The sequence below is a fragment of the Desulfogranum marinum genome, from assembly GCF_963675105.2.
Classification (GTDB): Bacteria; Desulfobacterota; Desulfobulbia; order Desulfobulbales; family Desulfobulbaceae; genus Desulfogranum; species Desulfogranum marinum.
The window spans coordinates 151,892-167,657 of sequence record NZ_CAXXRO010000004.1; the positions used below are offsets into that span (position 1 = coordinate 151,892).

The 15,766-nt window shown below is 49.3% G+C and carries 16 protein-coding genes and 4 tRNA genes; 13 read left to right on the forward strand and 7 right to left on the reverse strand.

Annotation, left to right across the window (positions count from 1 at the left end; translation table 11 throughout):
* Window positions 1-121 precede the first annotated feature (121 nt).
* Genes ACHZCY_RS09460 through ACHZCY_RS09475 form a run of 4 tightly spaced genes read left to right on the forward strand, consistent with a single transcriptional unit; the run spans window position 122 to window position 3,455 of the window.
* Window positions 122-1,018: a branched-chain amino acid ABC transporter permease gene (locus tag ACHZCY_RS09460; RefSeq protein WP_319548724.1), complete on the forward strand. Its 897-nt coding sequence runs from the start codon at window positions 122-124 to the stop codon at window positions 1,016-1,018.
* Window positions 1,018-1,974: a branched-chain amino acid ABC transporter permease gene (locus ACHZCY_RS09465; RefSeq protein WP_319548725.1), complete on the forward strand. Its 957-nt coding sequence runs from the start codon at window positions 1,018-1,020 to the stop codon at window positions 1,972-1,974. Before ACHZCY_RS09460 ends, ACHZCY_RS09465 begins: the two co-directional genes overlap by 1 nt.
* The gene (locus tag ACHZCY_RS09470) at window positions 1,964-2,740 is read left to right on the forward strand and encodes an ABC transporter ATP-binding protein (RefSeq protein ID WP_319548726.1); all 777 of its coding nucleotides are present in this window, start codon (window positions 1,964-1,966) and stop codon (window positions 2,738-2,740) included. The genes ACHZCY_RS09465 and ACHZCY_RS09470 overlap by 11 nt, the downstream gene beginning before the upstream one ends.
* A complete protein-coding gene (locus tag ACHZCY_RS09475) occupies window positions 2,733-3,455 on the forward strand; it encodes an ABC transporter ATP-binding protein (RefSeq protein WP_205222800.1) in 723 nt (240 codons plus the stop codon). The genes ACHZCY_RS09470 and ACHZCY_RS09475 overlap by 8 nt, the downstream gene beginning before the upstream one ends.
* A gap of 66 nt (window positions 3,456-3,521) precedes the next feature.
* On the opposite strand, the gene pyk is transcribed toward ACHZCY_RS09475, so the two are convergent.
* Window positions 3,522-5,306 carry a pyruvate kinase gene (gene pyk / locus ACHZCY_RS09480; RefSeq protein ID WP_319548727.1) on the reverse strand — a complete coding sequence of 595 codons (1,785 nt, stop codon included), beginning with the start codon at window positions 5,304-5,306 and terminating at the stop codon, window positions 3,522-3,524.
* A gap of 158 nt (window positions 5,307-5,464) precedes the next feature.
* On the opposite strand from pyk, the gene ACHZCY_RS09485 reads away from it, so the two are divergent.
* Complete coding sequence (locus ACHZCY_RS09485; RefSeq protein ID WP_319548728.1) at window positions 5,465-5,764, forward strand: MTH1187 family thiamine-binding protein; 300 nt, start codon at window positions 5,465-5,467, stop codon at window positions 5,762-5,764.
* Window positions 5,765-5,851: 87 nt separating this feature from the next.
* A complete protein-coding gene (locus tag ACHZCY_RS09490) occupies window positions 5,852-6,085 on the forward strand; it encodes a hypothetical protein (protein ID WP_319548729.1) in 234 nt (77 codons plus the stop codon).
* A gap of 56 nt (window positions 6,086-6,141) precedes the next feature.
* Here ACHZCY_RS09490 and ACHZCY_RS09495 read toward each other — a convergent pair whose 3' ends face one another.
* Window positions 6,142-6,621 (reverse strand): hypothetical protein, encoded by a 480-nt coding sequence (locus tag ACHZCY_RS09495; protein ID WP_319548730.1) that lies wholly within the window; start codon window positions 6,619-6,621, stop codon window positions 6,142-6,144.
* A gap of 95 nt (window positions 6,622-6,716) precedes the next feature.
* Here ACHZCY_RS09495 and ACHZCY_RS09500 point away from each other — a divergent pair, with 95 nt between their 5' ends.
* A complete protein-coding gene (locus ACHZCY_RS09500) occupies window positions 6,717-7,340 on the forward strand; it encodes a DUF4136 domain-containing protein (RefSeq protein ID WP_319548731.1) in 624 nt (207 codons plus the stop codon).
* Window positions 7,341-7,421: 81 nt separating this feature from the next.
* Here the strand turns inward: ACHZCY_RS09500 and ACHZCY_RS09505 are convergent, their stop codons facing one another.
* The 5 genes from ACHZCY_RS09505 to ACHZCY_RS09525 all read right to left on the reverse strand — a co-directional run bounded on the left by ACHZCY_RS09505 (window position 7,422) and on the right by ACHZCY_RS09525 (window position 8,837).
* Window positions 7,422-7,889, reverse strand: a complete 468-nt coding sequence (locus ACHZCY_RS09505) for a hypothetical protein (RefSeq protein WP_319548732.1) — start codon at window positions 7,887-7,889, stop codon at window positions 7,422-7,424.
* A 274-nt stretch (window positions 7,890-8,163) separates the two neighbouring features.
* A tRNA-Glu gene (locus tag ACHZCY_RS09510) sits at window positions 8,164-8,241 on the reverse strand.
* Between the two features lie 16 nt (window positions 8,242-8,257).
* Window positions 8,258-8,333, reverse strand: a tRNA-Lys gene (locus ACHZCY_RS09515).
* A gap of 334 nt (window positions 8,334-8,667) precedes the next feature.
* Window positions 8,668-8,745, reverse strand: a tRNA-Glu gene (locus tag ACHZCY_RS09520).
* Between the two features lie 16 nt (window positions 8,746-8,761).
* Window positions 8,762-8,837: transfer RNA gene (locus tag ACHZCY_RS09525), tRNA-Lys, on the reverse strand.
* A gap of 202 nt (window positions 8,838-9,039) precedes the next feature.
* Here ACHZCY_RS09525 and rdgC point away from each other — a divergent pair.
* The 6 genes from rdgC to hemW all read left to right on the forward strand — a co-directional run bounded on the left by rdgC (window position 9,040) and on the right by hemW (window position 15,756).
* Window positions 9,040-9,645, forward strand: a complete 606-nt coding sequence (rdgC, locus tag ACHZCY_RS09530; RefSeq protein WP_205222806.1) for a recombination-associated protein RdgC — start codon at window positions 9,040-9,042, stop codon at window positions 9,643-9,645.
* 37 nt (window positions 9,646-9,682) lie between these two features.
* Complete coding sequence (locus tag ACHZCY_RS09535; protein WP_319548733.1) at window positions 9,683-11,698, forward strand: tetratricopeptide repeat protein; 2,016 nt, start codon at window positions 9,683-9,685, stop codon at window positions 11,696-11,698.
* 131 nt (window positions 11,699-11,829) lie between these two features.
* Window positions 11,830-12,369: a hypothetical protein gene (locus ACHZCY_RS09540; protein ID WP_205222808.1), complete on the forward strand. Its 540-nt coding sequence runs from the start codon at window positions 11,830-11,832 to the stop codon at window positions 12,367-12,369.
* A gap of 61 nt (window positions 12,370-12,430) precedes the next feature.
* Window positions 12,431-13,858 carry an Asp-tRNA(Asn)/Glu-tRNA(Gln) amidotransferase subunit GatB gene (gene gatB / locus ACHZCY_RS09545; RefSeq protein ID WP_319548734.1) on the forward strand — a complete coding sequence of 476 codons (1,428 nt, stop codon included), beginning with the start codon at window positions 12,431-12,433 and terminating at the stop codon, window positions 13,856-13,858.
* A 10-nt stretch (window positions 13,859-13,868) separates the two neighbouring features.
* The gene (gene radC / locus ACHZCY_RS09550) at window positions 13,869-14,615 is read left to right on the forward strand and encodes a RadC family protein (RefSeq protein ID WP_205222810.1); all 747 of its coding nucleotides are present in this window, start codon (window positions 13,869-13,871) and stop codon (window positions 14,613-14,615) included.
* Window positions 14,569-15,756, forward strand: a complete 1,188-nt coding sequence (gene hemW / locus ACHZCY_RS09555; RefSeq protein WP_319548735.1) for a radical SAM family heme chaperone HemW — start codon at window positions 14,569-14,571, stop codon at window positions 15,754-15,756. The genes radC and hemW overlap by 47 nt, the downstream gene beginning before the upstream one ends.
* Window positions 15,757-15,766 lie beyond the last annotated feature (10 nt).

Consider the following 15,766-nt stretch of genomic DNA (forward strand, 5'->3'; position numbering starts at 1 on the left):
TTGCCCTGAAATCACCACCAGAAAAAACCGGAACCTCTGCCCTTCAGGCGCGAGTAGAGGACAAAGCCCTCCTCCCCTGGCTCTAGAAAGGCAGCAGTCATCAACCCCGGAGAAATTTTTTATGGACATTTTTCTGCAACAGCTTGCTAACGGCCTGACCATCGGCAGCATGTTTGCCCTGGTTGCGCTCGGCTATACCATGGTTTACGGCGTCATGAAGCTGATCAACTTTGCTCACGGCGACATGGTCGCGGCCTCAGCCTTTGTTGGCCTGACCATCTATACCCATGTCATGGGCCAAGCCACATCGCTCTTTGCCGTCATTACCATTTTCCTACTCTCTGCCGCTTCCATGGCCTGCGTCGGTATTATTCTCGAACGGGTCGCTTACCGCCCGCTGCGCACTGCCCCCAGACTCTCGGCCGTGGTTTCTGCCCTGGGTGCCTCAATGATCATCCAGAATGGTATCATGCTCATCTGGGGACCGCGCATGCGTATATTCCCAGAACTGGTACCGCAGGTTTACTGGGATTTCGGCGGCGTTGTCATCAGCCTGATCCAGGTCATCATCCTGATCCTGTCCTTGGTTCTGATGGTTGCCCTTTACCTGTTCGTCGAAAAAACCCGCATGGGCGCAGCCATCCGGGCCTCATCAATCGATCAGGATGCAGCTAGACTCATGGGGATCAACGTCAACAACGTCATTGCCCTGATCTTTATCATCGGCTCCTCCCTCGGTGCTGTCGGCGGTCTGTTCATAGGGCTCTACTATCGCGGCATCACCTTCAACATGGGCTGGCAGTACGGCCTCTACGCCTTTATCGCGGCGATCATGGGCGGCATCGGCAACATTCCCGGCGCCATGCTCGGTGGCATGCTCCTCGGCCTGTTCAATGCCTTTATCTCCGGCTATGTTTCCAGTACCTGGGCCGACGCCTTTACCTTTATCCTGTTGATCGTAATCCTGATTGTCCGTCCCACCGGTATTCTTGGTGAGCGGGTTGCGGAGAAAGTCTGATGGAAATACTCAAACGTTTCAGCCTTCCTGTCTTTATTGTTTTGATGGCAATCCTGCCTCACCTGCTTAACGATCGCTGGCAGGCGGTCGCCATCACCTTTCTGGTGTTCACGGTCGTGGCCCTGTCCCAAGACATTATTCTCGGTAAGAGCGGTATGTTCCATATGGGACAAGCCCTGTTTTTCGGCATGGGTGCCTATGCCACGGCCATCCTCAACAGCCAATTCGGCTGGCCGATTCTTGCCACCATCCCGGTCGCCATCCTGGTTCCGGCCCTGTTCGGTATTCTGCTTGCAGGCCCCATCGTTCACTTGCGCGGTGACTACCTGCTGGTCGTCACCATTGGCTTCAATATCGTCTTCGTGCAGGTTCTACAAAACAATCTCGGCGGTGTCACCGGCGGCCCCAACGGCATCTTCGGCATCGATTCCTTAAGCTTTTTCGGCACTGAGTTGATGAGCCAGATCGCAGTCTATTATTTTGCCTTTATCGTGCTGCTTATTACCTTCTGGGTCATGCACAATCTTGAGGGCAGCAAGGCGGGCCGCGCTCTGCACTATTTGCGCGAAGATCCGTTGGCAGCGGAAAGTATCGGCATTAACACCCGCGTATACAAAATTTTCGCCTTCAGCCTGGGTGCCGGTCTGGCCGGCCTGGCCGGAACCGTTTTTGCCACCCAGTACGCAGCGGTCAGTCCTGAAGCCTTCGACTTTATCCAGTCGGTCCTTTTCTTCAGCATTGTCATCGTGGGCGGTTCTTCGATTCCGGGAATCCTGCTCGGGGTGTTCGTGATGTTCGTTCTGCCCGAGATTTTCCGCGAGTTTGCGACTTGGCGTTATTTCATCTTTGGCTTTGCAATGATCCTGGCAATGATTCTGCGTCCCCGTGGCATCGTCCCAGCCACCTTTGGCAAAATTCCAAAGTTTTTGATCAAGGGAGGCAGCCATGGAGCATAATGAACTGATCCTGACCAACGTCACCAAACGCTTCGGCGGCCTGACCGCTGTCGATGACCTGACCATGAAGGTCGAAGACGGCCAGATCTACGGCATCATCGGCCCAAACGGAGCCGGCAAGACCACGGTCTTCAACTGCATTACCGGTATCTACAAATCAGAAGAGGGCTCGGTTAACTGGCGCGGCGAGGAGATTCGCGGCCTGACCCCGTACCAGATTGTTGACCGCGGCATTGTCCGAACCTTTCAAACCATCCGTCTATTCAGCCAGATGTCAGTGGCCGAGAACATCATGAGTGGCCGCCACATCAAGAGCAAGCAGAGCTGGTGGCACGGCATTATCCCCACGCCGGGAAAGGCTCGTGACGAGATGGAGAACTGGAAGAAGGTCGAGGAACAGCTCGATTTCTTCAAGCTGAGCGAATTTGCCGCCACGCCAGTAGGATCCCTGCCCTACGGCATTCAGCGCCGGGTCGAGATGGCCAGGGCCATGGCGGTCAATCCGACCCTGCTGATCCTTGACGAACCGGCTGCCGGGCTCAATGACAAAGAAACTCTGGGACTACTTGAAACGATCTTCAAGATCCGTGACAAAGGGGTCACCGTGTTGCTGATTGAACACGACATGGATATGGTCATGGAGGTGACTGACTACCTAACGGTCATCAACTTCGGCCGCAAGATCGCCGAAGGAACACCGACGGAGATCCAAAAGGACCCGGCCGTTATCGAGGCCTATCTTGGAAGTGAGGATGACGATGAGTAACGACGCCCTGTTTGAAATAAAAGACCTCGAAGTCTCCTATGGCAGTATCGCCGCCATTAAGGGAATTTCTCTTGAAGTGCGCAAAGGGGAGATCGTCACCATCTTAGGTGCCAATGGGGCCGGTAAAACCACCACCATGCGCACTATCAGCCAGCTACTCAAGGCCAAGTCGGGCTCAATCACGTTTAAGGGCCAGGAGTTGACCCAACTGCCAGCCCACAAGATCGTTCAGCTTGGTATCAGCCACTCGCCCGAAGGTCGGCGGGTGTTCGGCATCCTTACGGTGGAAGAGAACCTGATGCTCGGCGCCTTCAGCCGCAGTAAGATGAATAAAGAGACCTTGAAATGGGTCTATGAGCTGTTTCCGCGTCTTGAAGAACGACGCAAACAGCTGGCCGGTACCCTCTCGGGTGGAGAGCAACAGATGCTCGCCATCGGCCGATCGTTGATGAGCGACCCGGAGATGTTGTTGCTTGATGAGCCTTCTTTGGGTATCGCCCCCATCCTGGTCAAAGCGATTTACGAGCAGATCAAAGAAATCGCCAAGAGGGACGTTACCGTCCTGCTGGTAGAACAAAATGCCAAGGCTGCATTAAAGCTGGCTGACCGAGGCTATGTACTTGAAGTCGGAAAAATCGTCTTTTCCGGAACCTCGGCAGAGCTGCTGAGTTCACCGAAAATCCAGGAAGCGTATCTGGGCAAAAAAAGGCATTAAGAGAGACAAACCGTATCAATCATCACGCAAACTACACATCAAACCGGTACCAATCATGGTGCCGGTTTAGTCTATCTCAACAACCTGCACAGCCCCCACCTGCTTGACACCAGTCCAGGTGATCCTTGCTCCTTCAACAATACCGATAACGTCACCCTTCCTTATATAGCCCCACTCTTTTGCCAATACCATTGAACGGTGCACCATTTCGTTGCGATTGAGTTCCTCCCTGATAATCAGCGGAAAAATATTATTATACAGACACGCGTGGCGAGCGATATGCACGGACTTGGTTATCAGCAGGGTCGGCACCCTTCTGTTCCACTTGGAAAGCGAAGGATAAAGAACGCCATCAGGATCAAGTAAAAGGGTGGCTCGTATATTGGCCAGACTGGTAATAGCGGCAAGAGCGGGATTAACCGAGGTATCACCAGTCACCTGCCGATAATGCTCAGGAGATGTATCCTTATATTGCTCTTCCTCGCAAATAATGGAAGCCATGGTTCGCACCACATTCACCGGATCCACCCCGACAGCTGTCTCCTGAGAGAGCATTACCGCATCTGTACCTTGCTTGATAGCCATACTCACGTCAGTGACTTCAGCCCTTGTCGGCCTTGCGTTGGTTGTCATCGAATCAAGCATTTGCGTGGCAGTAATAACCGGCGTACTCTGTTCCCAGCACAACTGGATAATTCGTTCCTGGATTCGCGGCACCCTTGCTGCGGGTAACTCCACCCCCATATCTCCTCTGGCAATCATAATAGCATCTGAGACAGCTATAATTTCCTTAATGTTCTGCACGGCCTCGGGTCGTTCAATTTTGGCAACGACCTTGATATTACGCTTACCTGATCGGTGGATGAACTGCTTGACCTCATTCACTTCATCAGCCGTCCGTACAAAAGAGAGTGCCACATAATCTACAGAATGAACCAGTCCCCACTCCAGATCCTGCCAATCTTTCTCCGTAAGACTTGGCAGTGATAGGTCGGTTGAAGGCAAGTTGATCCCTTTACTCGATTTCAATGTTCCCCCACAAACCACCTCGCATTGAGCTTCTTCGCTGTTTGCTGTTATAACACGCAGCTCAAGCAGACCGTCATCCAGGAGAACAGGGTCGCCTGGACGCAGGTCACCGAGTATTGACGGCATTATGGTAGAAAAACGTTCAGTGCTCCCTGTGATCGCTTTTGCCTGGATCGTGATTTTGGCTCCCACTCGCAGCCCTATGGATCCCCCCACCATGGGACCAGTCCTGATCTTAGGTCCGCAGAGATCCTGGATTACGGCAATGGGTTTGTCCCACAGATTTTCGGATTCCCGAATGGCACACAGGTTTTGTCTGTGTTGCTCATAAGTGCCATGGGAGAAATTAAGCCTGGCCACATCCATCCCGGCAAGCATCATCTTCCCCAACACATCAGGAGAATCGCATGCAGGCCCGATCGTGCAGACAATACGAGCCATCTTGTTGACACTGGTATGCGATTGGGGGGTAATAGTTGCAAGCACGGCAAACAGCGCTTCAAAATCAACAGGTTTAGAAAAAACATTGACAACGTTCCGACTCTTACTCAGCCTGTGGATAATGTCCGCGTCTTCAGAGGCCGCGGTGATAATAATCAGTGGTAATTGAGGACAAATAACCTGGATGGCATCAATAAATTTAAATCCATCCCAATGGGGCATCCGGATATCACTGATGATGGCATCATAGGCATTGGATGCTGCCAATTGAAAGCCCTGGTGACCATTGGTAACAGCCTCGACCTCGTACCCCGCCTTTTCCAATCTTACTTGTAATATTTTCTGAACAGGTGCATTGTCTTCCAAAATAAGAATGCGCATAGCGGATGCTCCGGCAATGAGTTACTGATTGAATACATATATTATTTATAGCATAGTGCAATCATCAGCAGATTGGAAATAGAACACTTACGAAGGCTTCTTTTCGGCACCAACAGCCTCTCGCAAAAAAATGGAAGAGCAACTGTATGAGGGATGATATGAACGTAATAATGGATCTTTGCCTGGTACCCATCGGGGTTGGTGTTTCCGTCTCAAAGTATGTGGTGGCTTGCCACCAAATCCTGGAGGATGCGGGGCTTAAGACAGAACTTCATGCCTATGGCACCAACATTGAGGGTGAATGGAATACGGTAATGGATGCTGTCAAAAAATGTCACCAACAGGTCCATTCCATGGGAGCCCCCAGGATAACGACCACCATCAAACTCGGTACCAGGAATGATCGAGAACAGTCCATGGAAGACAAGGTGCAGAGTGTTCGAACGCAAATGCCCTGACCGGCCGGGACCGGATTTTTCATAAAATGAGAAAATGCTCATGAGAAATTCGGGTTATATCTCACTCAATGCAAGGAGGAGCAAGAGATGCAAGTATCCAAATTTGGAAAAAACAGTGTTTTATTACTTACAGGAGCGTTGAGCATGCTCGCCATTTTCCTGCTCACTGGAGCAGTTACCCAGGCTCCTCCTGGAAAATACGAGATGGAGGTAGTGGTCCGAGACCGAAGTACTCAAATTTACGTGCTCGACACAACAACAGGGGCAGTCAAATGGGTGGATGCAATGAACACACCTTTTGAACAAATGAAGGGAGACTGACTTACGACTGCCGCCAACAAAGCGTTTGCCTTTCTTTGCAGGCAACTGCCTTACACTTAGTTTTGCTTAAAACCTTCCGGCTTACACGGCCCGTATGTTGGTTCGGCTGGCGGAAAAACCTCGATCTTACCTGGCTCCGCTATTCTGACTGAGGTCAAATGCCATTTTGCATACCAGTACCCAGCAGCTGTACCATCTGGAGCCTTGATCACAGCACCGGAGAAAGTGCACATGCTGTTTCGTTGTTGTCTGGTGTTGTTTATCAAGGAGGCTAGTTGCTGCTCCGGTTGCTTAAGCGATGTCCAGAGGCGTGATACCAGCTGATACTTTTGCTGTAGGGCAATAATGGCTACCGGTGATTGCTGGCGCCCATAATAATAATAATTGTGTCCTGGAATAACTGTTGCCGACGAAAAAAGTTTCTCCACCGCACTGTCGACAACGACCTTTCCCCGAGGAGCGGAGGCACACCCTAAGAAACAAGCAGGAGCGACCAAAACCAGCAACAGATGACAGATGATGTATTTCATACCCATAAACCATTTCCTATAGTTGTGAATGCTATCGTCCAACCCTTTATCAATAAGTTACTAAGTTGACGCCCTACACCACCATAGCCAAGAGGATAGAGATGCCGAAACACCATTTTATAAGACATTTGATAATCATCGCCCTGCTTTTAGTGCTTTTCGGATGCAGCCCTTCAACCAAGATTACCTCTTCATGGGTACAGCAACCTCCCCCCGCAGCAAGTATAAACAAAATCCTTATTATCGCTCTTTCCAGAGATACAACTTCTCGCAAGCTCTGGGAAAACAGTTTTGCAGAACAATTTGTACGTAGAAATACGCAGGCCATTGCCAGCCACACCATTACCGAAGAGCCCATAGCACCGCAAGAGGAGGCTATTCTACAAATTATCCAACAGTCAGGTGCAGATACGGTGCTGATCACTCACTTAATTGATAGCGAGACAACAACCAAGTGGCATCCAGGAACTGTCCACTATGAACCATCCTTCTATTCGGGCATGTATGGCTATTATGGCCACGCCTATCAGGCGGTATACAGTCCGCCAACAATAACCACCCGAACAGTTGTAAGCCTGGAAAGCAATATGTATGATGTCGCCACAAAAAACCTTGTCTGGGCGGCCCAATCAGCCACAGTTAACCCCAAGCTGCTGAAAACTGATTTTGATTCGGTGGTGAAAACACTCATGACAGATCTACAGCGAAAAGGCATGCTGAATTAAAAGGAGGGTCCCTTGATTTTGTTGTTTATCTGCTCACCCCAGAATAAACACATGGGACCCCGTCGTTAAAGGGTAATGTCCTCACAAATGATTCCCTCTTTGGATGTTGGAAAAAGTCAGGACGTGGCCCGCCTTCTTAACGCTGACATATTTTTTATTCTTTTCGGAAGAGATATTTTTCATGGGATACACTTTATAGATCCCCTGATTATCACCCACCAAATAACCACAGGAAGGGCCGCTCCCCCACACTCGTACATTATTTATAACACACAGAGTGTCATCCTTGTTCACAGACCAATTAAAAAACTCGGTTTCACCATCAGGATGTTGGACACGAATGGTTCCATCAGCAGCAAAATAGGCTGCATAAGAAAGGGTCTTGCCTGTTTTTTTATTTTTTTTAGCTTCAGTTACCTTTATAGTTGTATCCATCAACAGCGAGGATATTTCCCCTGCTTTCAAAACTGAATCCATGGCAAGGGATTGCGTGCACCATACGAAAAACAACAAAACAGCGCTTATACAACCAATTATTTTTCTCATCATTTCCTCCAGTTTAACGTAGAGTACCACATTGTAATAACAGATAGTTATCCTCTCTCTTATCCGTTATCACAGATCGATCGTAACTGCCAATAATTATTATTATCTCGCCCAGCCCTGATTTGAATTCTACCTTGCAGGCGGAGCTGAAATGACAATACTCCTTGGCAATACGACGGAAAATACCTTGTGAATATCGTGCTCAGGAAAAATGAGCTTAGAAAAACCTATAAAACAGGAAAAGGCCCTTAGCAAATTTGCTAAGGGCCTTTATATATGGCGTCCCCAAGGGGATTCGAACCCCTGTTGCCGGCGTGAAAGGCCGGTGTCCTGGACCTGACTAGACGATGGGGACAGGTCTTTATGTTAAATGGTGGGTCGTGCGCGGCTCGAACGCGCGACTCTCTGCTTAAAAGGCAGATACTCTACCGGCTGAGTTAACGACCCTCCGGTTGGAGCGCTTTTTTTTACATGTTTTTTTTCACTGTGTCAATATAAAGTACGACTATTCACACGAAAAATTTTGGTGCTCAGGAAATGGATGGAAAAAGACGTTATCAGTTTTGCTTCAGCCCCCATGAATATATGCTGTATTCATTAACAACTCCCCCCTTTCGATGGCTTCCAAATCTGCATTCGCCGGCCAATGGCAAATTTGCACCTCAAAGAATGAGCTCATGAGGAAATGATCGACAAAAAAAATGATCAGGAAAAAATGAAGTAGAAAAATCCCATAAAACAGGAAAAGGCCCTTAGCAAATTTGCTAAGGGCCTTTATATATGGCGTCCCCAAGGGGATTCGAACCCCTGTTGCCGGCGTGAAAGGCCGGTGTCCTGGACCTGACTAGACGATGGGGACAGGTCTTTATGTTAAATGGTGGGTCGTGCGCGGCTCGAACGCGCGACTCTCTGCTTAAAAGGCAGATACTCTACCGGCTGAGTTAACGACCCCCGTTTGGAGCGCTTGTTTTTACATGTTTTACCCAGGCATGTCAATATAAAAAGCACACTCCCATTGTTTTTTTTTACTTACCCAAAAAAGCTTTTTCTAAATACCTTGTTCCCCTGGAACAGGTTTGCTATATTTTTAAGTATTACCATCTTGGACGCTATCAAGACATAATAGACCAATACAAAAGGATTACAAAAGGTTATGGGACTTATTTCCGGTGCTGCATCGTTCACCAGGTTTTCAGTTGTGGGCGAGCTGCCCGATCATTTTTGGGACTTTGTAGCCGATCGGGTAGCTGCAAACAGTTTTCGCGACATTGACGACACCATAGATGAATACTCCATTGGCTGGGTATCTGTTGCCGATATGTTTGATGCTGATTTTGCCTACAGCTCCTATGCTGCTGGAGATTATGTAGTGCTGACCATGCGCACGGACGAACGAAAGGTTTCCCCTGCTGTGCTAAAAAAATATACGATGAAGGAAGAAGCACGTATTAAACGGGAAAAAGAAATTCCACGCCTCAGCAGGGCAGCCCGCCTGGAGATAAAAGAGCGCATTCGCGCTGAACTTATCCGCAAATCCGCTCCCATACCTGCCACCTACGACCTATGCTGGAACCTCTCAGAAAACACGCTTCTTTTCTTTTCCACCAGCAAAAAAGCCATCGCACTACTGGAAGACCTCTTTAAAGAAACCTTTGCAATGTCTCTTATTCTGCAAATTCCCTGGCTGACCGGCTTAGACATGATCAACGAAGACGCGACTGAAAATTACGAAGCAATGCGTCCGGCAGTCCTCCTCTAGTAGATTTCCACCGCACCTAACACCGAACGGAGACACCATGAACAGCATTATCCTTGCAGTCATTGCCATTATGGTCGTACTTGGCGCCACCTTGTTGGTGAAAAAAATAAGCAGTAAAAAAACTGAGGAAACGCTCCCCACCTCAACCGGTGAGCAGGATACACAAGAACAAGAGGCAATAAAAGCCAGCAAGGAGCAAGAAGAAGCGGCACCAGCTCAAGAACCTGTTGAGCAAGAGGAGCCCCAGCTCGTTGAGCCGACACCGATCTTTCAGGAAGCATCGCCGGCACCTGTGGCTGAAAAGAAACTGCAGGAACCAGAGGAAGTCGCCGAGGAAATACCTGTAGAAACTGAAAAAGTTCAGTCCATGGAGATGGAGGAGACTGAAGCTTCTCCCCTTGACATAGAGTTGGAGTCGGAAGAAGCAGCCCAGCCGGCAGAAACGATTGTCTCCCCAGTGAGCCTGGAAATGGAGAGCAGCCCTCTCCCGGAAAAAACCGAGACAGGAGAGCCCGAGCCTGGGCAAGAACCAGCACTCCATCCGGAAGCTGATGAGCAAGAGGCAGCGATTCTTGACCAAGGTGCGCCTAAAGCAACAGATGCCACTGACGAACCGGCAAAGAAGGCTCAACCCGCCCTCGACATTATAGAACCGGAAGAGCCTGATGCAGTCAAACAGGAACAGATCGCTGAAGAACCGGTTTCTCCCGCTGTGGCAGAGGAAGAACAGCAGGAACCAAAGCGGGTCGATGAACAATTAACGACAGAACCTGCATCGGCGACGCCCATTGACACAGAGGAAATTGCAGCTCAAGTCGCGGTTGCCACCATAAAGCTGACCCTAGAACAATATGCAGAGCGACTCAACCAACAGGAAGAACAACAGCGCGAAGCCCTGCAACAGGCGATAGCAACTCAGCAGGACCAAAAAAGGGATACCCTCCAGCGCGAGCTGGTGTTGATGAACGAAAAACTTGCGGTGCTTGATGAAAGCTACCAGGAGGAACTTTCCTGCTATGACAATGTGCTCCAGGCACTGGAAGAACTAGAAAACAGCCTTGGACAGGAGGCCGTTGCTCAAGCAAAAAACGACCTTATCGCCGGCAGACCTGAAGCAGCAGAATCACTGCTGGCTGACCTAATGAATGCATCAGGTACCGCAAAAGGTGTTGGAGCTTTTTACAGCGGCATGCTTGCAGAACATCGATTCGACCTTTTGACAGCTCTCCAGCGCTACCAAACAGCAGTGGAAGCAGACAGCGAGAACTCCGACTACCTTTATGCTGCAGGACTTACCGCTCGACGACTTTTCAAATACAATGATGCCGTGAAATGGCTGGAGCAATATGTAACCATCTGTGCCGGGACGTATAAGGACGATCCGGTCCTGCTCGCTCAAGCCAAGCGCGAACTGGCATACACCTACGTGACCAGCGGTCAACATAAAAAAGCAGGTCCGATGTATAAAGACGCAATGACGGGGTTTAGTAAACATTTAGGACCGGAGAGCCCGGAAATGGCCATCAGCTGGTTCCAGATTGGAGAACTCCAGGAAACGCTGGGAGAATACGACAAGGCAGCGGCACTCTATAAAAAAGCCCTTGCAATCCTGGAAAAAAAGCAAGGCAAAGATCATCCAATGCTCACCGGCGTGCTGGACAAACTTGCGGCCCTTTGCATGGAGCTGGAAATGGAAAAGGAAGCAGTCCCTCTTTATGAACGTTTGGTTGCCATACGCAATAAAACACTCCGCCCCAACCATCCTCAGCTAGCAATGAGCCTTAACAATCTTGCGGAGTCATACCGGCTGCAAAGACAGTATGCTGAAGCAGAGGGATGCTACCAGAAATCCCTTTCTATTGCAGAGCAGACCCAAGGCAAAGACCATCCAAGTGTGGGGGCAATTCTCCAGGAGCTTGCCAAATTATGCTCTAACCAACGTAAAAATGACGAAGCAGAGAAATATCAGACCAGGGCTACGGCTATTTTTGAAAAAGCAGTGGCTGCAGAGGAAAAACGGTCTAAAAACACTTCTCTTTCTCTGGATTTATGATTAAGTGCAGGGCATTTTAATAATCCCTCACACCGACTATAGGGTATCTTGAGCAAAAAGAATTTTCGCCAACGCTTGAAGCAAACGAAAAAAAATGCTGCAAGATGACCTGAACATGATGAGTTAAAACTATGGATCTTGTCGATCTTATACAGGAAAAGCGCTTCCTTGGTCAGGAATTCCTGGCCTGGCTATGGTACAAATCCGAAGAACGAGGAGGCAGTGTTGAGCTTCCTGAAATTGGAGATATCCTGGTCGTCTTTGAAAAACATATGCTGCTGGAATACGGCGAAGGCGATGCCAGCGAAAAAGTAATCTGCCGAGGTCTGCAGACTGAGCTCAAAGAAGCCCGTGAGGGAATGCGGCTTGCTAAAAAACCAGAACAGGCAAGGCTGCGCATTGCCCGCGGTGATCACGAGTACGGGGTAACCCTAACTGCAAGCGTAATGGAATTTCGGAATGTCCGCCTGCCGAAAACCGCAGGAACAGAAGACGGCAACGATGCCGACAGCCTGGAAGGGCAGATCCTGGAAAGAATTGTCCTGTTTGAAGAGCTGACTTTTCTTGTCAACGAACTTTTTCGGATGTTTATCAATATCAGAGTGTCTGATAGCCAGTGGGCCGAGGAACTGATATTAATACGTCAATGGGTTGGAGAAGGACTCACGTAAAACACATAAGCATCCGTTTTTCATGTACTAAAAAAACGATATATACACGAGTAGGAATTTCATGGAATTTGAAACCGTAATCGGGCTGGAAGTCCATGCCCAGATGAAAACCAAGAGTAAAATATTTTGTGGATGTTCAACCGAATTCGGCGCACCACCCAACACCCACACCTGTCCTGTTTGCTTGGGAATGCCCGGTTCCCTGCCAGTACTCAACAAGCAGGTCGTTGAGTCAGCCATCAAACTCTCACTGGCAACAGACTCGAGCCTAAACCGCGAAAATATATTTGCTCGAAAAAATTATTTTTACCCGGACCTGCCCAAAGGGTATCAGATTTCACAATTTGAGCTGCCCATTGCCGAACACGGCAAACTGGAAATAGACGTCGACGGTACCTTGAAAAATATAGGAATCACCCGGATCCATATGGAAGAAGATGCCGGAAAATTGGTCCATGACGAGCTGGAACCGGTTAGTTACGTTGATCTCAACCGTACAGGAACGCCGCTTTTAGAAATTGTCAGCGAACCTGACCTGCGATCACCGGAAGAGGCTGCAGCCTACCTGAAAAAGCTGCACGCCATAGTCAGGTATCTGGATATATGCGACGGCAACATGCAGGAAGGGAGTTTTCGTTGCGATGCCAACATCTCCCTAAGACCAATGGGGCAAGAAGCGTTGGGCACCCGGACCGAACTGAAAAACATGAACTCTTTCAAGAATGTTCAGCTTGCCCTTGAGTACGAAATAAGGCGTCAACGAGATGTCCTCCTTGATGGCGGCAAGGTCGTCCAGCAAACCCTTTTATGGAATCCGGACAAGAACCAGACCGAAACCATGCGCGGCAAGGAAGAAGCCCACGACTACCGATATTTTCCAGACCCTGATCTCGTCCCCGTGGTTGTTGACAGTCAATGGATCGACACCGTTCGCAAACATTTACCCGAACTACCCGACAACAGAAGAAAGCGTTTCACCGATGAACTGGAGCTCAGCGACTATGATGCCGAGATATTAACCAGTTCACGTGAATTGGCGGATTATTTTGAAGCAGCCCTTGGGGAATATAGCAACGCAAAAAAACTGGCGAATTTTCTTGGCACCGAGCTGCTGCGTGAATTCAGTGCGGAAAATATTGATGCCTGCCCTGTCAAGCCTGTTCAGCTCGCTCGCCTGATGAACATGATCGAGGACAACACCATTTCAGGCAAAATCGCAAAAACGGTATTTGCGGAAATGCTTGAATCCGGAGCAGATCCTGATCTGATCGTCAAAGAAAAAGGCTTAGTACAAATGAGCGATGCAGGTGAACTGCAGGCCATTATCCAAGAAATAATTGCCGCCAACCCCGGACAGGTTCAGCAGTTCCGTGAAGGCAAAACCAAGGTTATAGGCTTTTTTGTGGGCCAACTCATGAAGCGTACCAAGGGAAAAGCCAACCCTCAACTGGCCAACAAGCTTTTCCAACAGGAACTCAATAAACAATAGCTGTTGAACAGTGGACAAACAACAGTGGCAGGAAAAAGGCAAGGGCCATCGTCAACGCTTGCGCGATAAATTCCTGGAGCAAGGGATAGCAGCCTTCTCAGACAGCGAAATCATCGAGCTGTTGCTGAGCTTTGGCACGCCCCGTTCCGACTGCAAAGATCCGGCGCGCTCTGCCCTTGAGCATTTTGGCTCACTACCGGCGGTACTGGACGCTCCAGCTGCTCAATTGCAGGAGATAAAAGGATTGGGGGCAAAAAACATCTTTGCCCTCCAATTCATACAGGCAGTTGCCAGACGTTACCTGCGACTTCGCCTGGCTGGAAAACAGTATATCAGCTCATCAAAAGAGGTTGCCGACTACCTGATCCACACCATGCGCGGCTTAAAGCGCGAGGTACTGACAGTTGTTTTTCTTGATGCTGCCCATGCGATTATCGACACTGAAATTGTTGCTCAAGGAACAGTAACCGTTAACACCGTTTACCCCAGAGAACTCATTGCAATGGCACTGGAATACAATGCCAGTGCCATGGTCATCGCACACAATCATCCCTCGGGTAGCCTCCAGCCTTCCCCCCAGGACAAACAGCTGACGACCTCCCTTCATCTTGTCTGCTCGTTCATGCATATTCAGTTACTGGATCATATCATTGTCGGCTCTGGTGAGCGAGTGTTCAGCTTTGCCGACCATGGGCTCATGGATTCGATCCGTGAGCAGTGCAAAGGCACACTGGCCCGACTTAACCAGCATGGATAAAACCGGTCCAGGCGTATACCTGCACGTCCCTTTTTGTTTAAGTAAATGCAGCTACTGCAGCTTTTACTCCTGCACAGCAACCGATACAGGTATTCGGCAATATCATGCAGCCGTACTTAAGCGGTTGAACACTCTTCGCCACCACGCTCCCTGGAAATCCCTCACCTTTACCACCATTTTTTTTGGCGGAGGAACCCCGTCCATCCTCCCGGTTCCACTGCTCGCTGAACTGCTCGCCCGTATCAAAGAAAGCTTCTCTATCACCAGTGATCAGGCTGAGATTTCCATTGAAGTCAACCCTGCCACCATTGACCAGGAAGGGCTGGGCAAACTTCGCCACGCCGGCTTTAACCGGCTTTCCATAGGTTTTCAGTCTCTTGATGACCAGCAGCTTAAACGTATTGGTCGCCCCCATTCAGCAAATGATGCCCTGGAAACGTATGTGGCGGCAAGAAAAGCCGGCTTTAGCAACATCAGCATCGACCTCATGTATGGTCTGCCCGACCAAACGCCTGAACAATGGAAAAAAATACTGGGCCAGACCATGGAGCTTAAACCGGAACACATATCCATGTACGAACTCACCCTTGAGCCTGGTACGCCTTTAGCCTCTGCTGTCGACAGGGGAGAAATATCCCTGCCCGATGAAGATGCAGTAATGGAGATGATGGAAATAACCCGGGAAACTATCAGCCACTCGCCTTTCAAACGATACGAAATTTCAAATTACGCCCGTCCTGGGTTCCGTTGCCGGCACAACCTTAATTACTGGAATAACGGCAGTTACCTGGGAATCGGACCGGGAGCTGTTTCTGCCTTTGAAGGAAAAAGGTGGAGCACCAGGGAAGATCTTGCTCAATTTTTAGATGCTACAAAAACACCTCTCTCCATAGAAGGAGAAGAGGAGGTGCTGAATCATGAGGCCTATTTTCGCGAAACCGTTGTAATCGGTCTCCGCTTGACAGATGGGATAGATCTGAAAAAACTGCATGATCGATTCAGCATTGATCCAATGACCTACTATGACAAAACACTAACCCACCTGATTGCGCAAAAACTGCTCAAACTTGAAGGCTGGAATCTCAGTTTAACCAAACATGGGCTTGCGTTGGCCAACACCGTTATGGCAGAACTGGTATAGTAATTTCAGT